Annotated in this window: 16 protein-coding genes; 14 read left to right on the top strand and 2 right to left on the bottom strand. The window is 70.5% G+C overall.

Features of this window, described 5'->3' with window-relative positions; translation table 11 throughout:
- Window positions 1-3 precede the first annotated feature (3 nt).
- From ACVW19_RS00590 to ACVW19_RS00525, 14 genes are all read left to right on the top strand, one after another.
- Window positions 4-1,305, top strand: a complete 1,302-nt coding sequence (locus tag ACVW19_RS00590; RefSeq protein ID WP_457455496.1) for a CaiB/BaiF CoA transferase family protein — start codon at window positions 4-6, stop codon at window positions 1,303-1,305.
- Window position 1,306: 1 nt separating this feature from the next.
- Window positions 1,307-2,524: a CaiB/BaiF CoA transferase family protein gene (locus ACVW19_RS00585; RefSeq protein WP_457455494.1), complete on the top strand. Its 1,218-nt coding sequence runs from the start codon at window positions 1,307-1,309 to the stop codon at window positions 2,522-2,524.
- Window positions 2,521-3,702 (top strand): thiolase C-terminal domain-containing protein, encoded by a 1,182-nt coding sequence (locus ACVW19_RS00580; RefSeq protein ID WP_457455492.1) that lies wholly within the window; start codon window positions 2,521-2,523, stop codon window positions 3,700-3,702. The genes ACVW19_RS00585 and ACVW19_RS00580 overlap by 4 nt, the downstream gene beginning before the upstream one ends.
- The gene (locus tag ACVW19_RS00575) at window positions 3,699-4,142 is read left to right on the top strand and encodes a Zn-ribbon domain-containing OB-fold protein (protein WP_457455490.1); all 444 of its coding nucleotides are present in this window, start codon (window positions 3,699-3,701) and stop codon (window positions 4,140-4,142) included. The genes ACVW19_RS00580 and ACVW19_RS00575 overlap by 4 nt, the downstream gene beginning before the upstream one ends.
- An 11-nt stretch (window positions 4,143-4,153) precedes the next feature.
- A complete protein-coding gene (locus ACVW19_RS00570; protein ID WP_457455488.1) occupies window positions 4,154-5,470 on the top strand; it encodes an acyl-CoA dehydrogenase family protein in 1,317 nt (438 codons plus the stop codon).
- Between the two features lie 3 nt (window positions 5,471-5,473).
- Entirely contained in the window at window positions 5,474-6,568 is a 1,095-nt protein-coding gene (locus ACVW19_RS00565; protein WP_457455487.1) for an acyl-CoA dehydrogenase family protein, read from the top strand.
- The gene (locus ACVW19_RS00560; RefSeq protein ID WP_457455485.1) at window positions 6,565-7,743 is read left to right on the top strand and encodes an NAD(P)/FAD-dependent oxidoreductase; all 1,179 of its coding nucleotides are present in this window, start codon (window positions 6,565-6,567) and stop codon (window positions 7,741-7,743) included. Before ACVW19_RS00565 ends, ACVW19_RS00560 begins: the two co-directional genes overlap by 4 nt.
- Before the next feature lie 46 nt (window positions 7,744-7,789).
- Complete coding sequence (locus tag ACVW19_RS00555) at window positions 7,790-8,818, top strand: LLM class flavin-dependent oxidoreductase (RefSeq protein WP_457455483.1); 1,029 nt, start codon at window positions 7,790-7,792, stop codon at window positions 8,816-8,818.
- Entirely contained in the window at window positions 8,815-9,609 is a 795-nt protein-coding gene (locus tag ACVW19_RS00550) for a FadR/GntR family transcriptional regulator (protein WP_457455481.1), read from the top strand. Before ACVW19_RS00555 ends, ACVW19_RS00550 begins: the two co-directional genes overlap by 4 nt.
- Window positions 9,610-9,733: 124 nt before the next feature.
- Entirely contained in the window at window positions 9,734-10,843 is a 1,110-nt protein-coding gene (locus ACVW19_RS00545; protein WP_457455479.1) for a phosphotransferase family protein, read from the top strand.
- A 64-nt stretch (window positions 10,844-10,907) separates the two neighbouring features.
- Window positions 10,908-11,198, top strand: coding sequence for a hypothetical protein (locus ACVW19_RS00540; protein WP_355890572.1), 291 nt, complete (start codon window positions 10,908-10,910; stop codon window positions 11,196-11,198).
- A gap of 8 nt (window positions 11,199-11,206) precedes the next feature.
- Window positions 11,207-12,694: a class I adenylate-forming enzyme family protein gene (locus ACVW19_RS00535; protein WP_457455477.1), complete on the top strand. Its 1,488-nt coding sequence runs from the start codon at window positions 11,207-11,209 to the stop codon at window positions 12,692-12,694.
- A 139-nt stretch (window positions 12,695-12,833) separates the two neighbouring features.
- Window positions 12,834-14,492, top strand: a complete 1,659-nt coding sequence (locus tag ACVW19_RS00530) for an FAD-dependent oxidoreductase (RefSeq protein WP_457455475.1) — start codon at window positions 12,834-12,836, stop codon at window positions 14,490-14,492.
- Window positions 14,493-14,510: 18 nt separating this feature from the next.
- On the top strand, window positions 14,511-15,692 hold the full coding sequence (locus tag ACVW19_RS00525) for a thiolase family protein (RefSeq protein WP_457455473.1): 1,182 nt from the start codon (window positions 14,511-14,513) through the stop codon (window positions 15,690-15,692).
- Window positions 15,693-16,157: 465 nt separating this feature from the next.
- On the opposite strand, the gene ACVW19_RS00520 is transcribed toward ACVW19_RS00525, so the two are convergent.
- Entirely contained in the window at window positions 16,158-17,018 is an 861-nt protein-coding gene (locus ACVW19_RS00520; RefSeq protein WP_457455471.1) for a 3-hydroxybutyryl-CoA dehydrogenase, read from the bottom strand.
- 280 nt (window positions 17,019-17,298) lie between these two features.
- Window positions 17,299-20,526 (bottom strand): fused isobutyryl-CoA mutase/GTPase IcmF, encoded by a 3,228-nt coding sequence (gene icmF / locus ACVW19_RS00515; protein ID WP_457455470.1) that lies wholly within the window; start codon window positions 20,524-20,526, stop codon window positions 17,299-17,301.
- Window positions 20,527-20,761 lie beyond the last annotated feature (235 nt).

Below are 20,761 nucleotides of genomic sequence, written 5' to 3'. Positions count from 1 at the left end.
TCGGTGAACGAGTCTCCAGCACGTCCCGCCCACCGCACGCCGGTGCCGCGGGTCGGACCGCTGGCGGGTGTCCGCGTGGCGGACTTCTGCTGGATGGGTGTCGGCTCCGTGGCCACGCGCATGCTCGCGGACTTCGGGGCCGAGGTGATCAAGATCGAGAACAGGCGCCGGATCGACCGGCCCCGCCTGCTCCCGATCTACAAGGGCGAGTCGCGCAACTACGGTGAGGAGGTACCGGACGCCGACCCGAACCGCGGAGGACTCCACAACAACTACAGTCGCAACAAGCTCGGCATCACGGTCGACATGAAGTCACCGAAGGGGCGCGATCTGGTCGACCGTCTGATCGCGGCGAGCAGCGTCGTGACGGAGAACTTCGCCCCGGGTGTGATGGAGCGCTGGGGACTCACCTACGAGCGGCTGGACGAACTGTCACCGAACGTCGTCTACGGACGCATGAGCGGGTTCGGGCACTCGGGCCCGCACGCGCACTTCAAGTCCTACGGACCGATCGTCCAGGCGGTCAGCGGCCTGTCCTTCATCAGCGGACTTCCCGGCCGCGAGCCGTCCGGATGGGGACTGTCCTACATGGACAACCAGGCGGCGTACTACAACTCGGCCGCGCTCATGATGGCGATCCTGCGACGGAACAAGACAGGGCGCGGAGCCGAGGTCGACGTCTCCGCCGTCGAGGTCGGCATCTCGATGATCGGGCCCGACATGCTCGACGTGACCGTGAACGGCCACCACACCCGGCGTCCCGACTTCCCCCGCGGGAACCGGCTCGACCATCCGCCCGCAGCGCCCCACGGGGTGTATCCGAGCGACAGCGACGACCGCTGGATCGCGATCGCCGTCTTCGGGGACGACGACTGGACGCGGTTCGTCGAGGCGATCGGGCGGCCGGCCTGGACCGAGGATCCGCGGTTCGCGACCGAGGAGTCGCGCCGTGCCCACCAGGACGCGCTGGACGAGCACGTCGCGACCTGGACCCGGCAGCGCAGTCCCCGCGACGCCATGCTGCTCCTGCAGTCGGCGGGAGTGGCCGCCGGTGCGGCGCAGACAGCCGAGGAGATCAACGAGTGGGACCCGCAACTGCGGGAGCGCGGAATCTTCTTCGAGCTCGACCACCCGGTGATCGGCGAGGCCCGGTTCGAGGGAACGCCCATCACGTTCTCGCGGACGCGCCGGCACACCTGGCGCTCCGCGCCACTGCTCGGTGAGGACAACCACCACGTGTTCGGCGACGTGCTCGGGCTGACCGGCGACGAGATCGCAGAGCTCGAGTCGGAAGGGGTGATCTGACATGTGGGACGGCCCCACGTCGGAACTGACGTACAGCGGTCTGCGAGTCGTCGAACTCGCTCAGGACCCCCAGGGCGAGATCGTCGGCAAGCTGCTCGCCGACCAGGGCGCCGACGTCGTCAAGGTCGAGCCCCCCGGCGGATCGGCCGGCCGCAGGATCGGCCCGTGGGCACAGGGCCACGAGGGCGACCCCGACCACAGCCTGCACTTCTGGACGTACAACACGGGCAAGCGCAGTGTCGTTGTGGACACGTCCACAGCCGAGGGGCGTCAGGAGCGCGGGGCGCTCATCGCCGACGCAGACGTGCTCATCACGTCGGCCGGCCCGCGCGACCTGGAGGCTGACGGACTCGATCTGCCCGCGCTCGTCGACGAGTTGCCGCACCTGATCGTCCTGTCGGTCTCTCCGTTCGGGTTGACGGGCCCCTGGGCCGAGTGGCGTTCGAGCGACCTCGTGGCACTCGCCGCCGGCGGGATCCTTATGAGCTGCGGCTACGACGACCACACGATCCCGCCGATCAGGCCGGGTGGGAACCAGGCCTTCCAGATCGCGGCGAGCTTCGGCCACTGCGGGGTACTCCTCGCCCTGCTCGAACGGCAGGCCACCGGACTGGGGCAGCTGGTCGACGTCTCGATGCATGAGGCCGTGGCGGTCAGCGGAGAGCTGGCGAACCCGTACTGGTTCTACCCCCGGGTCCTGCTCGAACGACAGACGTGCCGGCACGCGCAGCCGTCGCCGACGCAGCCGGCCCTGTTCGAGTGCGCCGACGGCGTCCAGGTGTACTTCGCGCTGATCCTCAGCGACGACCGGACGTGGACGACGCTGGTCGAGTGGCTCACCACGCTGGGTCTCGACCTCGACCTGGGAGGTGAGGAGTACCTCTCGCTGGCGTACCGGCAGGAGCACTTCTCCCACATCCAGACGATCATGGAGTCGTTCTTCCTGATGCAGGACTCGGTCACGGTCTACGAGGAGGCCCAGCGCCGTGGCCTGCCGATCGGTCCGGTCTTCGCGCCCGAGCAGCTCCTCGACGATCCGCACCTGCGGGAGCGCGGCTTCTTCGTCCCGGTCGCGGCCGGTGACGGTCAGCCGGCTCTGTTCCCGGGGGCGCCGTTCCGGTTCTCGTACGGAACCGGCGAGCCGAAGGCGCCCCCGCGCCTCGGAGCGGACACCGACGCGGTGGTGAGCGGCCTCGTCGCCGGCGAGGTGGCGTCGTGACCGACACCTGGGTGCCGGACCGGTGCGCGGTCGTCGGCATCGGCACGACCGCGTACTCGAAGGCGTCCGGCGGCAGCGTCACCTCGCTCGCCGCCGAGGCGTCGCTGGCCGCCATCGCGGACGCCGGGCTGGTCCCCGCCGACATCGACGGCCTGATCCGCAGCGACTATGACGAGACGTCCCAGGTGGCGCTGGCAGACGCGCTCGGCATCGACGACATCGCCTACTGGGGCCAGAACGGTCCCGGCGGGTCCGGCCCGGCGGCGATGGTCGGGCAGGCGGTGGCGGCGATCGTGTCCGGGCAGGCCACGAACGTCCTCGTCTACCGGGCGCTCAACGGCAGGTCGGGACGGCGGCTGGGCAAGGGCGTGTCGGCCGACAGCGGCGTCGGGGGGAACTCGAGCTACCTCGAGCTGTTCTCACCGTACGGCGTCACCTCGCCCGGCCAGTTCTTCGCCATGATCGCCCGGCGCTACCAGGAGGAGTGGGGCCTGACGTCAAAGGCGCTCGCCGAGATCGCCATGGTGTGCCGCCGGCGAGCCAACGCGAACCCGGCGGCGCAGATGTACGACCGTCCGTTGACGCTCGACGACTACTACGCGTCGAGGATGATCTCCGACCCGCTGCGCCTCTACGACTTCTGCCTGGAGACGGACGGCGCGGCGGCGCTGGTCGTCACCTCGGCGGAGCGGGCGCGCGACTGCGCGCAGCCGCCGGCGATGATCCGTTCCGTCGCCCAGGGCACGGGGACGCGGGTCGGGCCGGGACAGATGTATCCGGTGCTGATGGGGGAGAGCCTCGACAACCTCACCTCCCGGCGCGTCGCCGAGCGGCTCTACGCGCGGGCCGGCCTGGCGGCGAGCGACGTCGATGTGGCGCAGCTCTACGACTGCTTCACCATCACGGTCTTCCTCCAACTGCCGGACTACGGATTCTGCGACCGGCTCGACACGTCGGCCTTCGTCGAGAGCGGCGCGCTCGACGTCGGCGGACGGATCCCGATCAACACGGCAGGAGGCCAGTTGTCCGAGGCGTACATCCATGGCATGAACCACATCGTCGAGGGCGTCCGCCAGATCCGCGGAACGTCGACCGCTCAAGTCCCCGGGGCCGAGGTCTCGCTGGTCACCTCGGCGCCTCCGCCGGGGGCGAGCGCCCTGCTGCTGGTGTCGGCATGAGCGGGCTGGGAGGAGGCATCGGACTGCGTCCGATCACGGATGACCCCGACACGGCGGGATTCTTCGCCGCGGCCCGGGAGCACCGGCTCGTGGTCCAGACGTGCCGCGCCTGCGCGCACCAGCAACAGCCGCCCCGCCCGCGGTGCCGTTCCTGCCGCGGTGACGACCTCGGGTGGGAGGAGGTGCCCGGCGAGGGCAGGGTCCACACGTGGACCGTCGTCGAGCACCAGATCAACCCCCACTTCCCGGTTCCGTACACGTCGGTCCTGGTCGATGTCGAACCGCGCCCCGGGGACCCGACCGTCCGTTTCCTCGGTCACCTGCCCGGCCGCCCGCACCTGCGCGTGGGCACGCCCGTGACCGTCGAGTTCATCGACCTCGGAGAGGACGTCGTCCTGCCCAACTGGGCGATCGGCGCATCCGAGCCGTCCGCCACCTGAAGGAGAACACCATGGCGTGGGACTTCCAGACCGATCCGGAGTACCAGGCGAAGCTGGACTGGGTCGAGCAGTTCGTCCGCGAGGAGGTCGAACCGGCCGATCGCATGTACGAGCACCCGCTCGACATGACCGACCCCGTCCGAAACGCGATCATCAAGCCCCTGCAGCAGAAGGTGCGCGAGAAGGAGCTGTGGGCCTGTCACCTGGCCCCGGAGCTCGGTGGCCCCGGCTACGGGCAGCTCAAGCTGGCGCTGCTCAACGAGCTGATCGGCACGACCCTCAGCGGCCCTGTCGTCTTCGGCACCCAGGCACCGGACTCGGGCAACTCGGAGGTGCTGGCGCACTTCGGCTCCGAGGAGCTCAAGCGTCGCTACCTGACCCCGCTGCTCGAGGGCGAGATCGCGTCGTGCTTCTCGATGACGGAGCCGACCGGAGGATCGGACCCGACGTCGTTCCGGTGCCGAGCCGTGCGCGACGGCGACCACTACGTCGTGAACGGCGAGAAGTGGTTCTCGTCGAACGCCCGGTTCGCCAGCTTCCTCGTCCTCATGGCGGTGACCGACCCGGACGCACCGCGCCACCGTCGCGCGTCGATGTTCATCGTGCCGTCGGACACGCCGGGCATCGAGATCGTCCGCAACGTCGGCGTCACCGGCCACGCCGGTCACGAGGGGACGCACGCCTACGTCCGGTACAACGACGTGCGCATCCCCGCGGACCACCTGCTCGGCGAGGAGGGCGACGGCTTCGAGGTCGCGCAGGTGCGCCTGGGAGGCGGGCGCATCCACCACGCGATGCGCACCGTCGCGCTGGTGCGCCGCTCGCTGGACCTGATGCTCGAGCGGGCGGTCTCGCGCGAGACCCGTGGCCGGCGGCTCGGAGACCTGCAGTTGGTCCAGGAGATGATCGCGGACTCGTGGATCCAGCTCGAGCAGTTCCGGCTGTTCGTGCTGCGCACGGCGTGGAAGATCGACCAGGCCAAGGACTACAAGCAGGTCATCAAGGACATCGCGGGCGTGAAGGTCGCGATGCCGAGGGTGCTGCAGGACGTCGCGGGCCGGGCCCTGCAACTGCACGGATCGCTGGGGGTCTCGACCGAGATGCCGTTCGGCAAGTACGTCCTGGAGAGCTTCCACATGGCGATCGCCGACGGTGCGACGGAGGTGCACAAGCAGTCCGTGGCCAAGCAGCTGCTGCGCGACGTGACTCCCGCCCCCGACCTCTTCCCGTCGATGCACGTGCCGCGGCTCCAGGCCCGGGCCGAGGAGAAGTACGCCGGCCTCCTCGCGTCACTGCGGACGGACGCCCCGACCTCCGTGGAGGTGTGACGGATGATTCTGCAGGATGTCGAGGCGGCCGAGATGCGGTCGGAACTCACCAAGGGCGTTGCGCAGCTGGCCGACCGGGTCGCGCCCCGCAGCGACGCGGTCGCCCGGGCCGATGCTGCGGCCGGCGGAGCGTTCGACCGTGAGCTGTGGGAACGCCTGATCCGCGAGGTCGGCATCCTCGGACTCGCGGTCCCGGAGGAGCAGGGCGGCGCCGGCGCGACCCACGCCGAGCTGGGCGCGGTCGTCGAGGTGCTGGGCCGGCGCACCGCGGCGGTCCCGCTGTTCGGCGCGGCACTGGCCATCGAGGCGCTCGTGGCCGCGCTCGAGTCGCCGGCGGCCGGCGTGTGGCTGCCCGCACTGATCGACGGCAGCGCTCACGGTGCCGTCGCCTTCGCCGGAGACCTCCGCGCGGTCGAGGTCGACGGCGCCTGGCGGGTCACGGGATCGGCTCCGGCCGTCGTCGACGGATCCGTGGCAGACGTCCTCATCGCCGAGGCGTCGACCCCGGCCGGAGCGCGCTGGTTCGGGATTGACGTCGCGGACGCGACCCGGGACCGGCACGAGACCCTGGACCTCGTCCGGGACATCACCACGCTGACCGTCGACGGTGCCCCCGCGACAGACCTCGGCGACGCCGTCACGGAAGGGCTGCGCAACAGGATCGAGGCGGTCGCCCATCTCCTGCTCGCCTGCGAACAGCTCGGCGTCGCCGAGCAGTCGCTGGAGGACGCGGTCGAGTACGCCAAGGTCCGCGAGCAGTTCGGCCGGGTCATCGGCTCCTTCCAGGCCGTCAAGCACGTGCTCGCCGACGTGGCGGTGGAAGCCGACCTGGCCCGGTCGCTCGTGGAGCACGCGGTGTGGGCGGCGGTCCAGAGCCCGCGGGACCTCCCGGAGACCTCGGCCATGGCCCTGCTGGCGGCGTCCCGCGCCGCCGTCCTCGCCAGCAGCGAGAACGTCCAGGTCCACGGTGGCATCGGGTTCAGCTGGGAGCACTCCGCTCATCTGCTGTTCCGGAAGGCGCGCAGCAACGAGATGATCCTGCACCCGCCGGCCGCCCTGGCCGATCGGGTGCTCCGTGCGGAGGGAGTTCTCGCATGACGTACGCCGGAGCGGCTCCGCAGAGGGCCGTCGTCGTCGGTGGTGGAATCGGCGGCGGACGGACCTGTGCGGCGCTCCGATCGGCAGGCTTCGACGGCGAGATCGTACTGATCGGCGACGAGCTCCACGAGCCGTACGACCGACCGCCGTTGGCGAAGGCGTTCCTGCACGGCGACATCGACCTCGGCCTGGGCCTGGACCTGGCGGAGCTGGGGGTGGACTTCGCCCGCGGCGAGCGCGCCACGGGCCTGGACCTGGCACGGCGGCGTGTGACGACCGACCGGTCGGCACACGACTACGATTTCCTGGTGATCGCCACCGGGGCGCGCCCGGTCACCCTGCCCGGTGACGGGCCGCAGGTGACCCTGCGCACCCGTGAGGACGCCGAGCGCCTCCGCGAGTCCCTGGTGCCCGGCGCCCGGCTCGTCGTCATCGGCGCGGGCTGGATCGGTGCCGAGGTCAGCACCGCCGCGCTGACGCGCGGATGCCGGGTGACGTGCGTGGAGCTCGGCGCGACGCCGCTCGAGGGGCCGCTGGGCCCGGAGGTCGGGCGTCGGTTCCTGCCGTGGTGGCAGGAGGTGGACCTGCGCACGTCGACCAGGGTTCGCGAGGTCTCGGCGGACGGGGTGGTGCTCGCCGACGGCGAGCTCATCCCTGCGGACATCGTGGTGACGGGTGTGGGCGTGCGCGCCGAGACCGACTGGCTGGCCCGCGCCGGTCTCGCCGTCGAGGCAGGGGGAGTCGCCGTCGACGCGGACCGTCGGACCAGTGACCCCCACGTGTTCGCGGTGGGTGACGTGGCCGCGCGGTGGAGCGACCTGCTCGGTCGGCGGGTTCACTCCGGGCACTGGGACGAGGCGGTGAACGGTGCGCCGGCCGCGGCCGGCGCGATCATGGGCACGCCGAAGTCGACCGACGACGTCCCTTACTTCTGGTCGGACCAGTTCGGCAGGAAGCTGCAGTACGTGGGTCAGCATCGCCCTGGCGATCGCGTGTTCTTGAGGGAGCACGACGACCCGGAGCGGTGGGGCGCCGCCTGGATCGACGCCGAAGGGCGGCTCTCCGCACATCTCTCGGTGGGATTCCCGCGCTCGATGGTGCAGGCCCGGGGCGCGATCGCCGAGCGCAGGATCGTCGACCTGAGCCGGGTCGGATCGCTGACGGAGTCGTTCTGACATGATCCGTCCCCCGGCTCCTTCGCTCCGCCCGTGGTGGGGCGGCATGAGGGGTGTCCGACTGAGCCCGAGCGCGTGGGCCATTCCGGGTGGGGCACTCGTCGAGCCGGTCCGGGACGGCGAGTTCGCCGGATTCGGCGCGCGGCGGGCCGGTGACCGGGTGGTGCGTCCCGTCGGCCGCGGATCCGCGCACCCGAACCCGGGTGGACCGCAGCTCTCGGACAGGCCGGGTACGGCCGTCCTCGACGAGCGGACGCCCCTGGCCGACCCGTTGGCCGCCCTGGCCGCCGTCGCAGGGGCGACCAGCACGACCGGGCTGGGGGCGGCTGTGCTCGTCGCCGTGCTCCGGCACCTACTTCTGGCCGCACGGGCCGTCGCGACGCCGCATGAGGTCTCGGGCGGGCGCTTACGACCAAGGGCCGGCGCAGGCCGGCCACAGGGGGAGTTCGCGGCGCTCGGTGCGCCGTTCGCCACGCGTGGCCGCGACGTCGACGATGAGATCGCCGTGCTCCGCCGGGTTTTCGCCGGCGGCCCCTTGGGCGACCGGCCGGACCGATGGGCGTTCGATCCTGTCCGAGTGAGCGCTGAGGCGCCCGGTGGGGCAGCGCTCGGCAGCTCAGTGATCGTGGGCGGCACCTTCCCGGCGGCCCTGTGCCGGGCCGCCGCTGCCGGCGACGGCTGGATCGTCTCCGGCGCGCCGCCTCCGACGGAGGCGGCGCGGGCCAAGGCGGACATCAGCGAGATCCGCCAAGTTCCGGAACGGACCGGCCCGTTCATGTACATCGAGAGAGTCGACACCGTGGACCGCGGACTGGTGGCGGAGCACGCCGCCGACGGGTTCGACGAGGCGATCGTGCGGGCCGACCGGATCCGGCGCGCCGGAGCAGTCGATGAGCGCCGACAGATCCTCAGGGAAGCTCTCTCGCCCATCAGTTGCGCACGGGATCATCCGCATGCGGGCGTGGCGTCAATTTATGTGAATGAATTCTTACGGAGTGTCCTCGTCGCGCCAGTGGTCCCGGCGGAGGCACGAGCGACAAGGTGCAAGCGAACTCCGAAGGGGGAGTGGTCATGAGCAGCAAGGTGACGTCCGGAGACGGTAGGCGTGCGGGAATCCCCATCGCGGCCGGTGGATCGGTTCTCCGTCCGCTCAAGGCGGCCGAAGTTGTCGCCCGCAACGTGGTGCGCACGGTCCGGTCGCACGGACTGTGCACGGGAGACAGTCTTCCCTCCGAGGCGGAGATGCTGAAGTTGTACGGCGTGGGCCGGGAGTCGCTTCGTGAGGGACTTCGGCTTCTCGAGGTCCAGGGCATGATCTCGATCCGGCGCGGTCCCGGCGGGGGCCCACTGGTCGGCACGGTCGATTCGGCGAACCTGGGCCGGCTGCAGGCCCTGTACTTCCATCTGGCGGGCGCCTCCTACGACGAGCTGTTCGAGGCGTGGATCTTCGCCGAGTCGACCCTGGCGCGTCTGGCCGCCGCCAACCCCGACGCAGCGGCACGGGAGGCGGCGATGACTCCGTACCTGTCCGGTGACGTCGACGACGTGGCACACGACGATCTTGACGTGTACATGTCCGGGCATGAGGGCTTTCACGGCGCGTTGGCGGCCCTGGCCGGCAATCGGGTCATCCAGGTGACGTTCCGGGCGTACGGCCAGCTGGTCGCGCACCACTTCGCGACCGTCGGCGACGTTCGGACGATCCACACCGCACTCGTCGACGACCACCTCAAGTTGGCCCAGGTGGTGCTGGACGGTGACGAGTCGACTGCCGAGTCCTTGATGGAGTCGCACCTCGCCAACGTGCTGAACCTGCACAGGGAGCAGCTGGGCGATCTCCTCGACGGGGACGTCGAGTGGCTGTGACTCCTCGGCGCGTGCCCGGCGGCTGTGGGAGCCGTGAACCGCGCCACGATGCGCCTTGACCTATTCATCATGATGAATTAGCTTGTGGTGACGTTCACGCGCCACCGCAGGAGGGACTCCGTCCATGGCCACCGTCCACGAGCCCGCCCCGACGCACGACGTCGCCGCCATCCGGGCCGGCGACGAGCTCGACGAGCCGGCGCTTCGTTCCTGGCTGGTCGAGCACCTGCCGGGCCTGGGCGGCGACATGACGGTGATGCAGTTCCCGCGGGGCTCGGCGAACCTGACGTACCGGGTGTCCTTCGGCGACCGGCACCTCGTCGTGCGGCGCCCGCCGCTCGGCACCGTGGCCGCCGGGGCTCACGACATGGCACGCGAGCACCGGGTGCTGTCGCGTCTGCACGAGGCGTACGACCGCGCGCCCCGGGCGTTCCTCCACTGTTCGGACCCCGCGGTGATCGGGGCCGAGTTCTTCGTCTCGGAGTACCGCTCGGGATACGTGGTCTGGGAGCGCGTGCCTTCCGAGGTCAGCACCGACGTCGACGCGACCCGTCGCATCGGCCTTGCGGTGATCGACGCCCTGGCCGAGCTGCACGAGGTCGATCCCGCCTCCTGCGGACTCCAGGACCTCGGTCGGCCCGACGGATTCCTCGAGCGCCAGGTCGCCGGCTGGACCAAGCGCTGGCAGGCGGTCGCCGAGCAGTCGAACCTCCCGGACGCGGCCTCGACGAAGGCACTGGTCGACGAGGTCGGGGACCGACTGGCCCGCACCATGCCCAGGAGCCAGACGGCTGGGATCGTCCACAACGACTTCAAGATCGACAACTGTCAGTTCGCGGCAGGCGACCCCGACAGGGTCGCGTCGGTCTTCGACTGGGACATGGCCACCCTCGGCGACACGCTGGCGGACTTCGGGACCCTGCTCAACTACTGGCCCGACCACACGCTCCCCGCGGGAGACGTGGGTGCCTTCGTCGCCGCGTCCGCGACCCGCGAGCTCGACCTGCCCAGCCGTGGCGAGGTGATCGAAAGGTACGCCGGCACCAGCTCGTACGACCTGTCGGACATCGGCTGGTACGAGGCGTTCGGGTGCTGGCGGACCGTGGTCATCCTCCAGCAGCTCTACGCACGCCACGTGCGCGGCGAGAGCCCGGATCCGCGGATGGCACAGCGAGGAAAAATGGTCCGGCCCCTCGCGCGCCGGGCGTTGGCCCTGCTGGGCGGTGCGGTGTGAGTGACCGACGAGCTTGATGCGAACACGAGAACTCCCTCCCGAAAGACGAACGAGGAGCAGGACGATGAAGACAGGGACCCGAGTGGTCAGCGCCGTGTGCGAGACGGAGGTGGTGGTCATCAAGGGCGCGGACGTCGTGCTGGAGTGCGGGGGCGTCGCCATGGTGGCCACCCGGGATGGCGTCCGGGGCGAACCCGCCACCGGGCACGATCGCGGCACCCTTCTGGGCAAGCGCTACACGCAGGAGAGCTCCGGACTCCAGGTCCTCTGCGTGAAGCCCGGCGCCGGAAGCCTGAGCGTCGACGGTGAGGCGCTGACCGAGCTCGCCGCCAAGAAGCTGCCCTCCTCGGACTGAGGCCGCAGATGAACGTGACAATGATCCTCGAGATGGTCTCGCAGGCAGCCGGCGACCGCGCGGCCGTCGTGTCGGGTGACCTGTGCTGGAACTACAACGAGCTGGCCGACCGCGCCCGCGCGCACGCCGCTGCCATCCGGGAGCGGGCCGTCACGTCGGTCGCCTACCTCGGTGAGAACTCGCCGGAGACGATCGCGCTGTTCTTCGGTTGCGCGATGGCAGGGGTCTCCTACGTCCCGGTGAACTATCGATGGACCGATGGGCAACTGGCGGAGGCGCTGCAGCGCATCGCCCCCGTCGCGGTGGTCACCGACGAGCGGTCCGCCTCCCGGGTGCCGGGCCTGCCCGGCGTCGAGCCGCTCCACCTCCCCGGCGATGGGGCGCCGACCGAACCCCAGGACACCGATGGCGAGTTCCCCGCCGTGCTGCTGTTCACCAGCGGCACCAGCGGGACGCCGAAGGCGGCCGTCCTGCGGAACCGGCACTTGGTGCCGTACGTCGTCACGACCGTCGAGTTCCTCAACGCATCCGAGGACGAGGCGATCCTCGTGTCCGTTCCGCCGTACCACATCGCAGCGGTGAGCTCGCTCCTCACCTCGGTCTACGCCGGCCGCCGGATCGTCCTCATGCCCGCGTTCGATCCGGCCGCCTGGGTGGAGGCCGCGCGCCGCCACAAGGTGACACAGGCCATGGTCGTCCCCACGATGCTGAACCGGATCCTCGACGAGGTCGAGCGTGACGGCCGGGGCCTGCCGGCACTGCGTCACCTGTCGTACGGCGGTGGCCGCATGCCCGTCGAGGTCATCGAGCGGGCCATGAGCCTGCTCCCGTCGCTGGACCTGGTGAACGCCTACGGGCTGACCGAGACGAGCTCGACCATCACGTTGCTGAGCCCGGACGATCACCGCGAGGCCGCGGCGAGCGACGATCCGTCGGTTCGCGCTCGCCTGGGTTCGGTCGGCCGGGCCCTGCCCACCGTCGAGATCGAGATCCGCGACGAGGACGGCCGGGTGCTCGGCCCCCACGAGACCGGTGAGATCTGGGTCCGGGGCGACCAGGTCTCGGGCGAGTACCTCTCGCACTCGGCGGTCGGCGACGACGGCTGGTACCCGACCCGCGACCATGGCCATCTCGACGTGGACGGCTTCCTCTTCCTCCACGGCCGTGCCGACGACGTGATCGTCCGCGGCGGCGAGAACATCGCTCCCGGTGAGATCGAGGAGCGACTCCGGTCGCACGCCTCGATCAAGGACGTCGCGGTGATCGGCGTCCCCGACACGGAGTGGGGGGAACGGATCGAGGCCTTCGTCGTGCCGGCCGCCGGTGCCGCCGTCGTCGAGGACGACCTGCGCGAGTGGGTGCGAGAAGGGCTGCGGTCGACCCGGGTCCCGCAGAGCTTCCACGTGCGCGACGAGCTGCCCTACAACGAGATGGGCAAGCTGCTGCGGCGGGTGCTGAGGGCCGAGAGGGTCGCGGCCCTGGCGACGTCGCCGTGACGACCGGCTTTCCGATGACGGGACGCGTGGAGCGGGGCCGGGAGACGCCGACGGGGATCGGATCGGTCTCCGTCGCCGGCGCCCGATTGCCGGCAACGTGGACCGGGGTCACGATTGATCATGAGGATTTGAGAATGCCATGACATATGTCATCACCCAGAACTGCTGCAACGATGCGTCCTGCGTGCCTGTGTGTCCGGTCAACTGCATCCACCCGACTCCCGAGGAGCCGGGGTACGGCACGACCGAGATGCTCTACATCGATCCGGACGGCTGCATCGACTGCGGGGCCTGTCTCGACGCCTGCCCGGTCAGCGCGATCGAGCCCGATTACGACCTTCCCGCGGAGTCGCTGCCGTTCCTCGAACTGAATGCGGCGTACTACCGGGATCCCGCCCGTCGGGACTACGACCCGACGCCGTACAAGGAGCCCGCGCCGCGCACCTGGACGGGCGCGCCGGCCGGCCCCCTGAAGGTGGCCGTCGTCGGCACCGGGCCCGCGGCGAGCTACGCCGTCCAGCACCTGCTGTCGCAACGCGGCGTCGACATCGCGATCGACGTCTTCGAGCGGCTGCTCACGCCATGGGGGCTCGTCCGGTTCGGCGTGGCGCCCGACCACCTGTCGACGAAGAACGCAGACGAGCCGTTCGGCAGGGCGCTGCGAGGCAAGAACGTGCGGGTGTTCCTCGACGTCACGGTCGGTGAGGACGTGACGCACGAGCAGCTCGCCGAGCGCTACCACGCCGTCGTCTACGGGGTGGGTGCGTCCCGCGACCGCCGGCTGGGAGTCGAGGGCGAGGACCTGTCGGGGAGCCACGCCGCGACGGACTTCGTCGGTTGGTACAACGGCCATCCCGACCATGCGGCCTCCGAGTTCGACCTCGGTGTCGAGCGGGCGGTGATCGTCGGCAACGGGAACGTCGCGCTCGACGTCGCCAGGGTGCTCGCGAAGGATCCGGAGGCGCTCGTCGCGACCGATATCGCCGAGCACGCTCTCGAGGCACTGAGAGCGTCGTCGATCAAGGAGATCCGCGTGGTCGCCAGGCGTGGCGCGGATGCCTCGGCCTTCACGACCCCCGAACTGATCGGTCTCAAGGAGGCGTTGGGGCCGCGGCTGATCCGGTCGGCCGACCTCGGGGCGTTCGGCGCCGGCGGGACGCCACTCGACCAGTACAAGCGCGATCTCATCGAAGGACTGCCGACCGAGGTCCCGGACGGCGACCGACCGGTGGTCGTCCTGGACTACTGCAAGACGCCGGTCGCCATCGTCGGCGACGAGCGAGTCGAGGCGGTCCGGTTCGCGCGGACGCAGATCGATCCCGAGACCGGCCCGACCTCGGTGACCGACGAGACGGACGACGTGTCCGCCGGCCTGGTCATCCGCTCCGTGGGCTACCGGGCGCAGCCGATCAAGGACCTGCCCTTCGACGAGGAGCGAGCGGTCGTGCCGAACGAGCACGGGCGGGTCGTCGACCCGTCCACGGGCACGACGGTCCCGGGCGCCTTCGTCACGGGCTGGGTCAAGCGCGGGCCCTCGGGCGTCATCGGAACCAACAGGCGATGTGCGCGTGAGACGGTCGACGCCCTGCTCGAGGACTGGGAAGCGGGACGACTCGGCGCACCGGCCGATGCCACCGACGTCGCATCGATCCTGCCGCGCGTCACCGACCTGGAGGCGTGGAAGGCCCTGGACGCCCACGAGAGGACGAGCGGCCGAGCCGCGGGCCGCCCGCGCGTCAAGGTAGTGGACAGGGACGCCCAACTGGCCGTGATCGCGGCAGCGCTTTCGACCGACTGAACGAACCAGGAGACGGACGTGGACGAACGCATCGTCGTCATCAACGGGGCGCGGACCCCGATCGGCAGCTTCGGCGGCCAGTTCAAGGACGTGCCGGCGCACGAGCTCGGTGCGGCGGCGGTCACCGAGGCGATCAAGCGCTCGAGTGTGACCGTCGACGACCCCGCCGAGGTCGTGATGGGCTGCATCGGCCAGGTCGGCCCGGATGCCTACAACGCGCGGAGGGTGGCGATCGAAGCCGGCCTGCCGAAGTCGGTGCCGGCCTTCACCGTGAACAGGTTGTGCGGCAGCGGTCTGCAGGCGATCTGGTCCGCGGCGCAGGAGATGGTCTGGAACGGCCTGGACTTCACCGTCGCGGGCGGCGACGAGTCGATGACGCGGATGCCGTTCTACGACTTCGGCGCCCGGTCGGGCTACAGGCTGGGCAACCGGCCGCTGGTCGACGGAACCGTGGCGATACTGACCGACCCGTTCGGCGGCGTGCACATGGGCGTGACCGCCGAGGCGGTCGCCGAGAAGTACGGTGTCTCGCGCGAGGAGCAGGACGCGTTCGCGCTGCGGTCACAACAGCGTGCGGCGTCGGACGCCGCGAAGGCGGCGTTCGAGGAGGAGATCGTCGCCGTCGAGGTGCGCGGCCGCCGTGGGGTGACCGTGGTCGACACGGACGAGCACCCCAAGCCCGGGACGACGCTGGAGGGTCTGGCCGGCCTGCGCCCGGCCTTCACCGAGGGCGGCACGGTGACAGCGGGCAACGCCTCGGGCATCAACGACGGTGCCGCCGCGGTCGTGTTGGCCAGGGAGTCCGTGGCGCGCGATCGTGGTGCGACCGGCCTGGTGGCGCTGGAGCAGGTCGCGACGGCGGCGATGGAGCCGGGTCTGATGGGGTATGCGCCCACGTTCGCGCTGCGCTCTCTGTTCGAGAAGACCGGTCTCACGCCGGCCGACATCGACATCGTCGAGCTGAACGAGGCCTTCGCGTCGCAGGCCGTCGCCGTGGCACGCGACGCGGGCCTGGATCCGGAGCGCACGAACCCGTACGGCGGCGCGATCGCGCTGGGTCACCCGGTCGGTGCGACCGGCGCGATCCTGTCGCTGCGGGTGGTGAAGCACCTGCGCCGCACCGGCGGTGAGTTCGGCATCGTCACGATGTGCATCGGCGGCGGTCAGGCCCTCGCCGCACTCTTCCGCCGCCTCGACTGAGGTGGGACGCCGAGGCGTTCGGCGTCCCCGCCGCCAGGAGTGCGGTGGGGACGCCCACCCCCGTGGAGTCGCGATGCCGCACGCGGGAGGGGCCGACCACATCGGGGAGCGCCGCTGGCGCCTTCGAACCGGTCGGCGATGACGTCCAAGATGCGCCCGTCGGCCCAGTCGGTCAGCCACCCCTGGCTGACCGACTGGGCCGACGGGCGTGCGCGTTCTCCCCTCCGCGGCACGGGCCCGGGGGACGGTGTCGTCCTCCGGGCGGGAAGAGCGGATCCGGCCGCTGGAGGCCCGGGGCCGACCTCGAGTCGGGCTGTGCGCTGGCCGGCGGTGCTGCTCACCCACTGCCGACGTGAGTGCCGGCGTTCTGGCGGGCTGGGGCAGTCATGCCGCGGGACTGTCGAGGCCGGCTGCCGCGGTCCATGCCTGCTGGACGGTGCGGATCTCCGGACCGGTGGGCCGGCCTCAGACGTCGTAGGTGTAGAAGCCGCGGCCGTTCTTGCGGCCGAGGTGGCCCGCGGCGACCATGCGGCGCAGGAGGGCGGGCGGTGCGTACAGCGGTTCTTTGAACTCTTCGTACATCGACTCGGCCACCGCTTGGGCGGTGTCGAGACCGATGAGGTCGAGCAGGCGCAGCGGCCCCATGGGATGGGCGCAGCCGAGTTCCATGCCCCGGTCGATGTCGTCCGGAACTGCGGCGCCCGACTCCAGCATCCGCACCGCGCTGAGCAGGTAGGGCACGAGCAGGGCGTTGACCACGAAGCCGGAGCGGTCGGGTGCCTGGATGGCCTGCTTGCCCAGTTGCCCGGCGAGGTCGCGGGTGCGCCGCACGGTCTCCTGGCTGGTGGTGAGGGCCGGGATGAGCTCGACCAGCTGCTGCACGGGCACCGGGTTGAAGAAGTGCATGCCGATGACCTGTGCGGGGCGCTCGGTGGCGACGGCGAGGTCGACGATGGGGATCGAGGAGGTGTTGGTGGCCAGGATCGCCGCGGGGTCTTCGACCGCCTTGTCCAGGGCGCGGATGACGTCGGTCTTGATGTCGCGGTTCTCGGCGACGGCCTCGATGACGAACTGGCGGTCGGCCATGTCGCCGAGGTCGTGGGTGAACGAGAGCCCGGCGAGGGCCTGGTCGCGCTGCTCCTCGCTGAGCTTGCCGTGCCGTACGCCCCGGTCGAGGGAGGCGGTGATACGGCGGCGGCCTGCCTCGGCGGCGTCATGGGTGGACTCGGCGACGCGGACGTCGAGGCCGTTGCGGGCGGCGACTTCGGCGATGCCGGAGCCCATCAGGCCGCAGCCGATGACGCCGAGACGGGTAACGGGATCCATCTGAGGTCCTATCTGATGAAGAGCGCGGTCTTGCTTCCGGCCGGGTGAGGCACGGACGTTGCGGCGGTACCGGCCTCCGGCAACGGCCTTCGGCGGTCGGATGATGGGAAGGGACGCGGGCGGTGTCCTCGAGGCCGGCGCCCGTGGGACCGGGTACAGGTGGCGCGGAAGGCAGACTCCGGAGCGGCTGCCTGCCGAATCGAGCACGTCAAGGCCGAGGTCCGGCGGCACCCCGCTCGTGTGCGGCGGGGTGCGGACCGCAGCCGTTGGCCCGGCGTTGTCAGACGTTGCGGCGGTACTGGCCGCCGACCTCGAAGAACGCCTCGGTGACCTGCTGCAGCGAGCAGACACGGGCGGCATCCATGAGGACCTCGAAGACGTTGTCACCGTTGATCGCGGCTTCCTTGAGCCGGGCGATCGCCTTCGCGGCCTCCTCGCCGTGCGTGGTCTGGAAGTCGTGGACCCGCTTGAGCTGGGACTCCTTCTCCTCCTTGGTGGCGCGGGCGAGTTCGAGTTCCTGGGGCTCGGTGTCGCCGCCGGGCCGGCGGAAGGTGTTCACGCCGATGATGGGCAGCGTGCCGTCGTGCTTGCGCTGCTCGTAGAGCATGGACTCGTCCTGGATGCGGCCACGCTGGTAGCCGGTCTCCATGGCGCCGAGCACGCCACCGCGTTCGTTGATCCGGTCGAACTCGGCGAGCACCGCTTCCTCGACCAGATCGGTGAGCCGGTCGATGACGAACGAGCCCTGCAGCGGGTTCTCGTTCATCGCCAGGCCCCACTCCCGGTTGATGATCAGCTGGATCGCCAGCGCCCGGCGCACCGACTCCTCCGACGGGGTGGTGACGGCCTCGTCGTAGGCGTTGGTGTGCAGCGAGTTGGCGTTGTCGTAGATGGCGATGAGTGCCTGCAGGGTGGTGCGGATGTCGTTGAAGTCCATCTCCTGCGCGTGCAGGGAACGGCCGGAGGTCTGGACGTGGTACTTCAGCTTCTGGGAGCGTTCGTTGGCGCCGTACTTCTCCCGCATCGCGACGGCCCAGATCCGGCGGGCGACCCGGCCCAGGACGGAGTACTCCGGGTCCATGCCGTTGGAGAAGAAGAACGACAGGTTCGGCGCGAAGTCGTCGATGTGCATGCCCCGGGCCAGGTAGGCCTCGACGTAGGTGAAGCCGTTGGCCAGGGTGAAGGCGAGCTGGCTGATCGGGTTCGCGCCGGCCTCGGCGATGTGGTAGCCGGAGATGGACACCGAGTAGAAGTTGCGCACCTGGTGGTCGATGAACCACTCCTGGATGTCGGCCATCATCCGCAGGGAGAACTCGGTGGAGAACAGGCAGGTGTTCTGTCCCTGGTCCTCCTTGAGGATGTCGGCCTGCACGGTGCCGCGCACGTTCGCCAACGCGTGCGCGCGCAGCCCGGCCGCCTCTTCGGGCGAGGGATCGCGGCCCTCGGCGGCGCGGAACTTCTCGACCTGCTGGTCGATGACGGTGTTGAGGAAGAACGCCAGCACGGTGGGTGCCGGACCGTTGATCGTCATCGACACCGAGGTCGTCGGCGCGACCAGGTCGAAGCCGTCGTAGAGCGCCTTCATGTCCTCCAGGGTCGCGACCGACACCCCTGAGGTGCCGACCTTGCCGTAGATGTCGGGACGCTCGTCGGGGTCACGGCCGTACAGGGTGACCGAGTCGAACGCGGTGGACAGCCGGGTGGCCGGCTGGTCCTCGGAGAGCAGCTTGAACCGCCGGTTGGTGCGGAACGGATCACCCTCGCCGGCGAACATCCGGGCCGGGTCCTCGCCGTCGCGCTTGAACGGGAACACCCCGGCGGTGAACGGGAAGTAGCCGGGCAGGTTCTCCCGACGCCAGAACCCCACCAGCTCCCCGTGGTCGGTGAACGTGGGCAGCGCCACGCGGGGGACCTTGTTGCCCGACAGGGACTCGCGGGTCAGCTTGGTGCGGATCTCCCTGTCCCGGACCTTCACGACCTGCTCGTCGCCGGAGTAGGACGCCACGACGGCGGGCCAGTTCGCGATCTGCTCCGTGACCTGGTGGGGGAGCTGCTTGCGGGCCTCTTCCAGCAGCGAGGCCACGTTCCCGGCGTCGGACCCGGCCGCGACGAGCTCGCCCTGGACCAGGTCCAGGCGCTGCACCCGCCGGGCCGCCTCGGCGAGGCGTTCGGTCTCGGCGTGGTAGGTGCGGACCGTGTCGGTGATCTCGGCGAGGTAGCGCACCCGGTCCGCGGGCACCACCTGGCGGATGCCGGAGGAGTGGCGCACGGCGACCGGGGGCAGTGTGCCCTCGGACAGCGGGAGCCCCTTCTCGGCCAGGGCGGTCCTCAGGTGCTGGTAGAGCGCGGTCACCCCGTCGTCATGGAACGTGGCCGCCGAGCTGCCGAACACCGGCATGTCCTCGGGCTTCTTGCCGAACGCCTCCCGGTTGCGGACCAGCTGGCGGGCCACGTCGCGCAGCGCGTCCTTGGCACCGCGCCGCTCGAACTTGTTGATCGCGACGACGTCGGCGAAGTCGAGCATGTCGATCTTCTCCAGCTGCGAGGCGGCGCCGAACTCCGGCGTCATCACATACATCGGGATGTCGACGAACGGCACGATCGCCGCGTCGCCCTGGCCGATGCCCGGCGTCTCCACGATCACCAGGTCGAACCCGGCGGCCTTGACCACGTCGACCACATCGGACAGGTGCTCGGGCAGCTCGCGACTGCCGCGGGTGGCCAGGCTCCGGAAGAAGACCCGCTCCCCGTCCAGGGCGTTCATCCGGATCCGGTCACCGAGCAGTGCGCCGCCGCCGCGGCGGCGGGTCGGGTCGACCGCGATCACCGCGATCCGCAGTTTTTCCTGCTGGTCGACACGGAACCGGCGCACCAACTCGTCGGTCAGTGACGATTTCCCCGAGCCGCCGGTGCCGGTGATGCCGAGAACGGGCGTGACCCGTTCCGCCGCCGCGGCACGCAGCTGTGCCAGGAAGTCCGTGGGCAGCTTGCCCAGTTCCGCACCGGTGATGGCACGAGCGACCGCGAACCGGTCGCCGGCGAGCACGGCGGCGGCGTCGGCCGGCTTGCCGTCCCAGAGGTCGAAGTCGCAATCCCGGATCACCGAGTTGACCATCCCGGCCAGGCCCATCCGCTGGCCGTCCTCCGGGGAGAAGATGGTCACTCCGCTGGTGCGCAGTCGGGTGATCTCCTCGGGCACGATCACGCCGCCGCCGCCGCCCACCACGCGGATGTGCTCCGCTCCCCGCTCGCGCAGCGAGGCGACCAGGTACTCGAAGTACTCCACGTGCCCGCCCTGGTAGGACGAGACCGCCACGCCGTGTACGTCCTCCTCCAGCGCCGCGTCCACGACCTCCCGCACTGACCGGTTGTGTCCGAGGTGGATCACCTCGGCGCCCTGGGACTGGAAGATCCGTCGCATGATGTTGATCGACGCGTCGTGCCCGTCGAACAGGGCCGAGGCGGTGACCAGGCGGACCGGGTGCAGGGGACGGTGCAGATCGCTCATGGAGGCCTTCCCGGACAGGACGGGGGAGTGTGGGCTGGAGGGATACTAGGACGCCCTAGTAAATTGCAGCAGGTGATGGTGGTGTGACTGCAAGCACAGAGAGGTGGCTGGCCACTCCGGCTGTTTCGAGGGATCCCGCTGGAGTGGGTGGCTGGTGGTCCGTGAGGCCGTCACGGGCCGGAGGGCGGTTGGGACCTGGTGATAGCCGTCCGCCGCAAGGGAGTTCCTGATGACC

It is taken from the genome of Streptomyces sp. TE5632 (assembly GCF_054061295.1).
The sequence above is the reverse complement of the archived record's forward strand: the minus strand, read 5'-3'. Positions and strand labels throughout refer to the sequence as shown.

Coding starts and splice junctions, on each gene's coding strand:
- ACVW19_RS00520 (WP_457455471.1), bottom strand. CDS start 17,018: ATGGATCCCGTTACCCGTCTCGGCGTCATCGGCTGCGGCCTGATGGGC.
- ACVW19_RS00555 (WP_457455483.1), top strand. CDS start 7,790: ATGAGGGGTGTCCGACTGAGCCCGAGCGCGTGGGCCATTCCGGGTGGG.
- ACVW19_RS00570 (WP_457455488.1), top strand. CDS start 4,154: ATGGCGTGGGACTTCCAGACCGATCCGGAGTACCAGGCGAAGCTGGAC.
- ACVW19_RS00545 (WP_457455479.1), top strand. CDS start 9,734: ATGGCCACCGTCCACGAGCCCGCCCCGACGCACGACGTCGCCGCCATC.
- ACVW19_RS00535 (WP_457455477.1), top strand. CDS start 11,207: ATGAACGTGACAATGATCCTCGAGATGGTCTCGCAGGCAGCCGGCGAC.
- ACVW19_RS00585 (WP_457455494.1), top strand. CDS start 1,307: ATGTGGGACGGCCCCACGTCGGAACTGACGTACAGCGGTCTGCGAGTC.
- ACVW19_RS00565 (WP_457455487.1), top strand. CDS start 5,474: ATGATTCTGCAGGATGTCGAGGCGGCCGAGATGCGGTCGGAACTCACC.
- ACVW19_RS00575 (WP_457455490.1), top strand. CDS start 3,699: ATGAGCGGGCTGGGAGGAGGCATCGGACTGCGTCCGATCACGGATGAC.
- icmF (WP_457455470.1), bottom strand. CDS start 20,526: ATGAGCGATCTGCACCGTCCCCTGCACCCGGTCCGCCTGGTCACCGCC.
- ACVW19_RS00560 (WP_457455485.1), top strand. CDS start 6,565: ATGACGTACGCCGGAGCGGCTCCGCAGAGGGCCGTCGTCGTCGGTGGT.
- ACVW19_RS00550 (WP_457455481.1), top strand. CDS start 8,815: ATGAGCAGCAAGGTGACGTCCGGAGACGGTAGGCGTGCGGGAATCCCC.
- ACVW19_RS00530 (WP_457455475.1), top strand. CDS start 12,834: ATGACATATGTCATCACCCAGAACTGCTGCAACGATGCGTCCTGCGTG.
- ACVW19_RS00540 (WP_355890572.1), top strand. CDS start 10,908: ATGAAGACAGGGACCCGAGTGGTCAGCGCCGTGTGCGAGACGGAGGTG.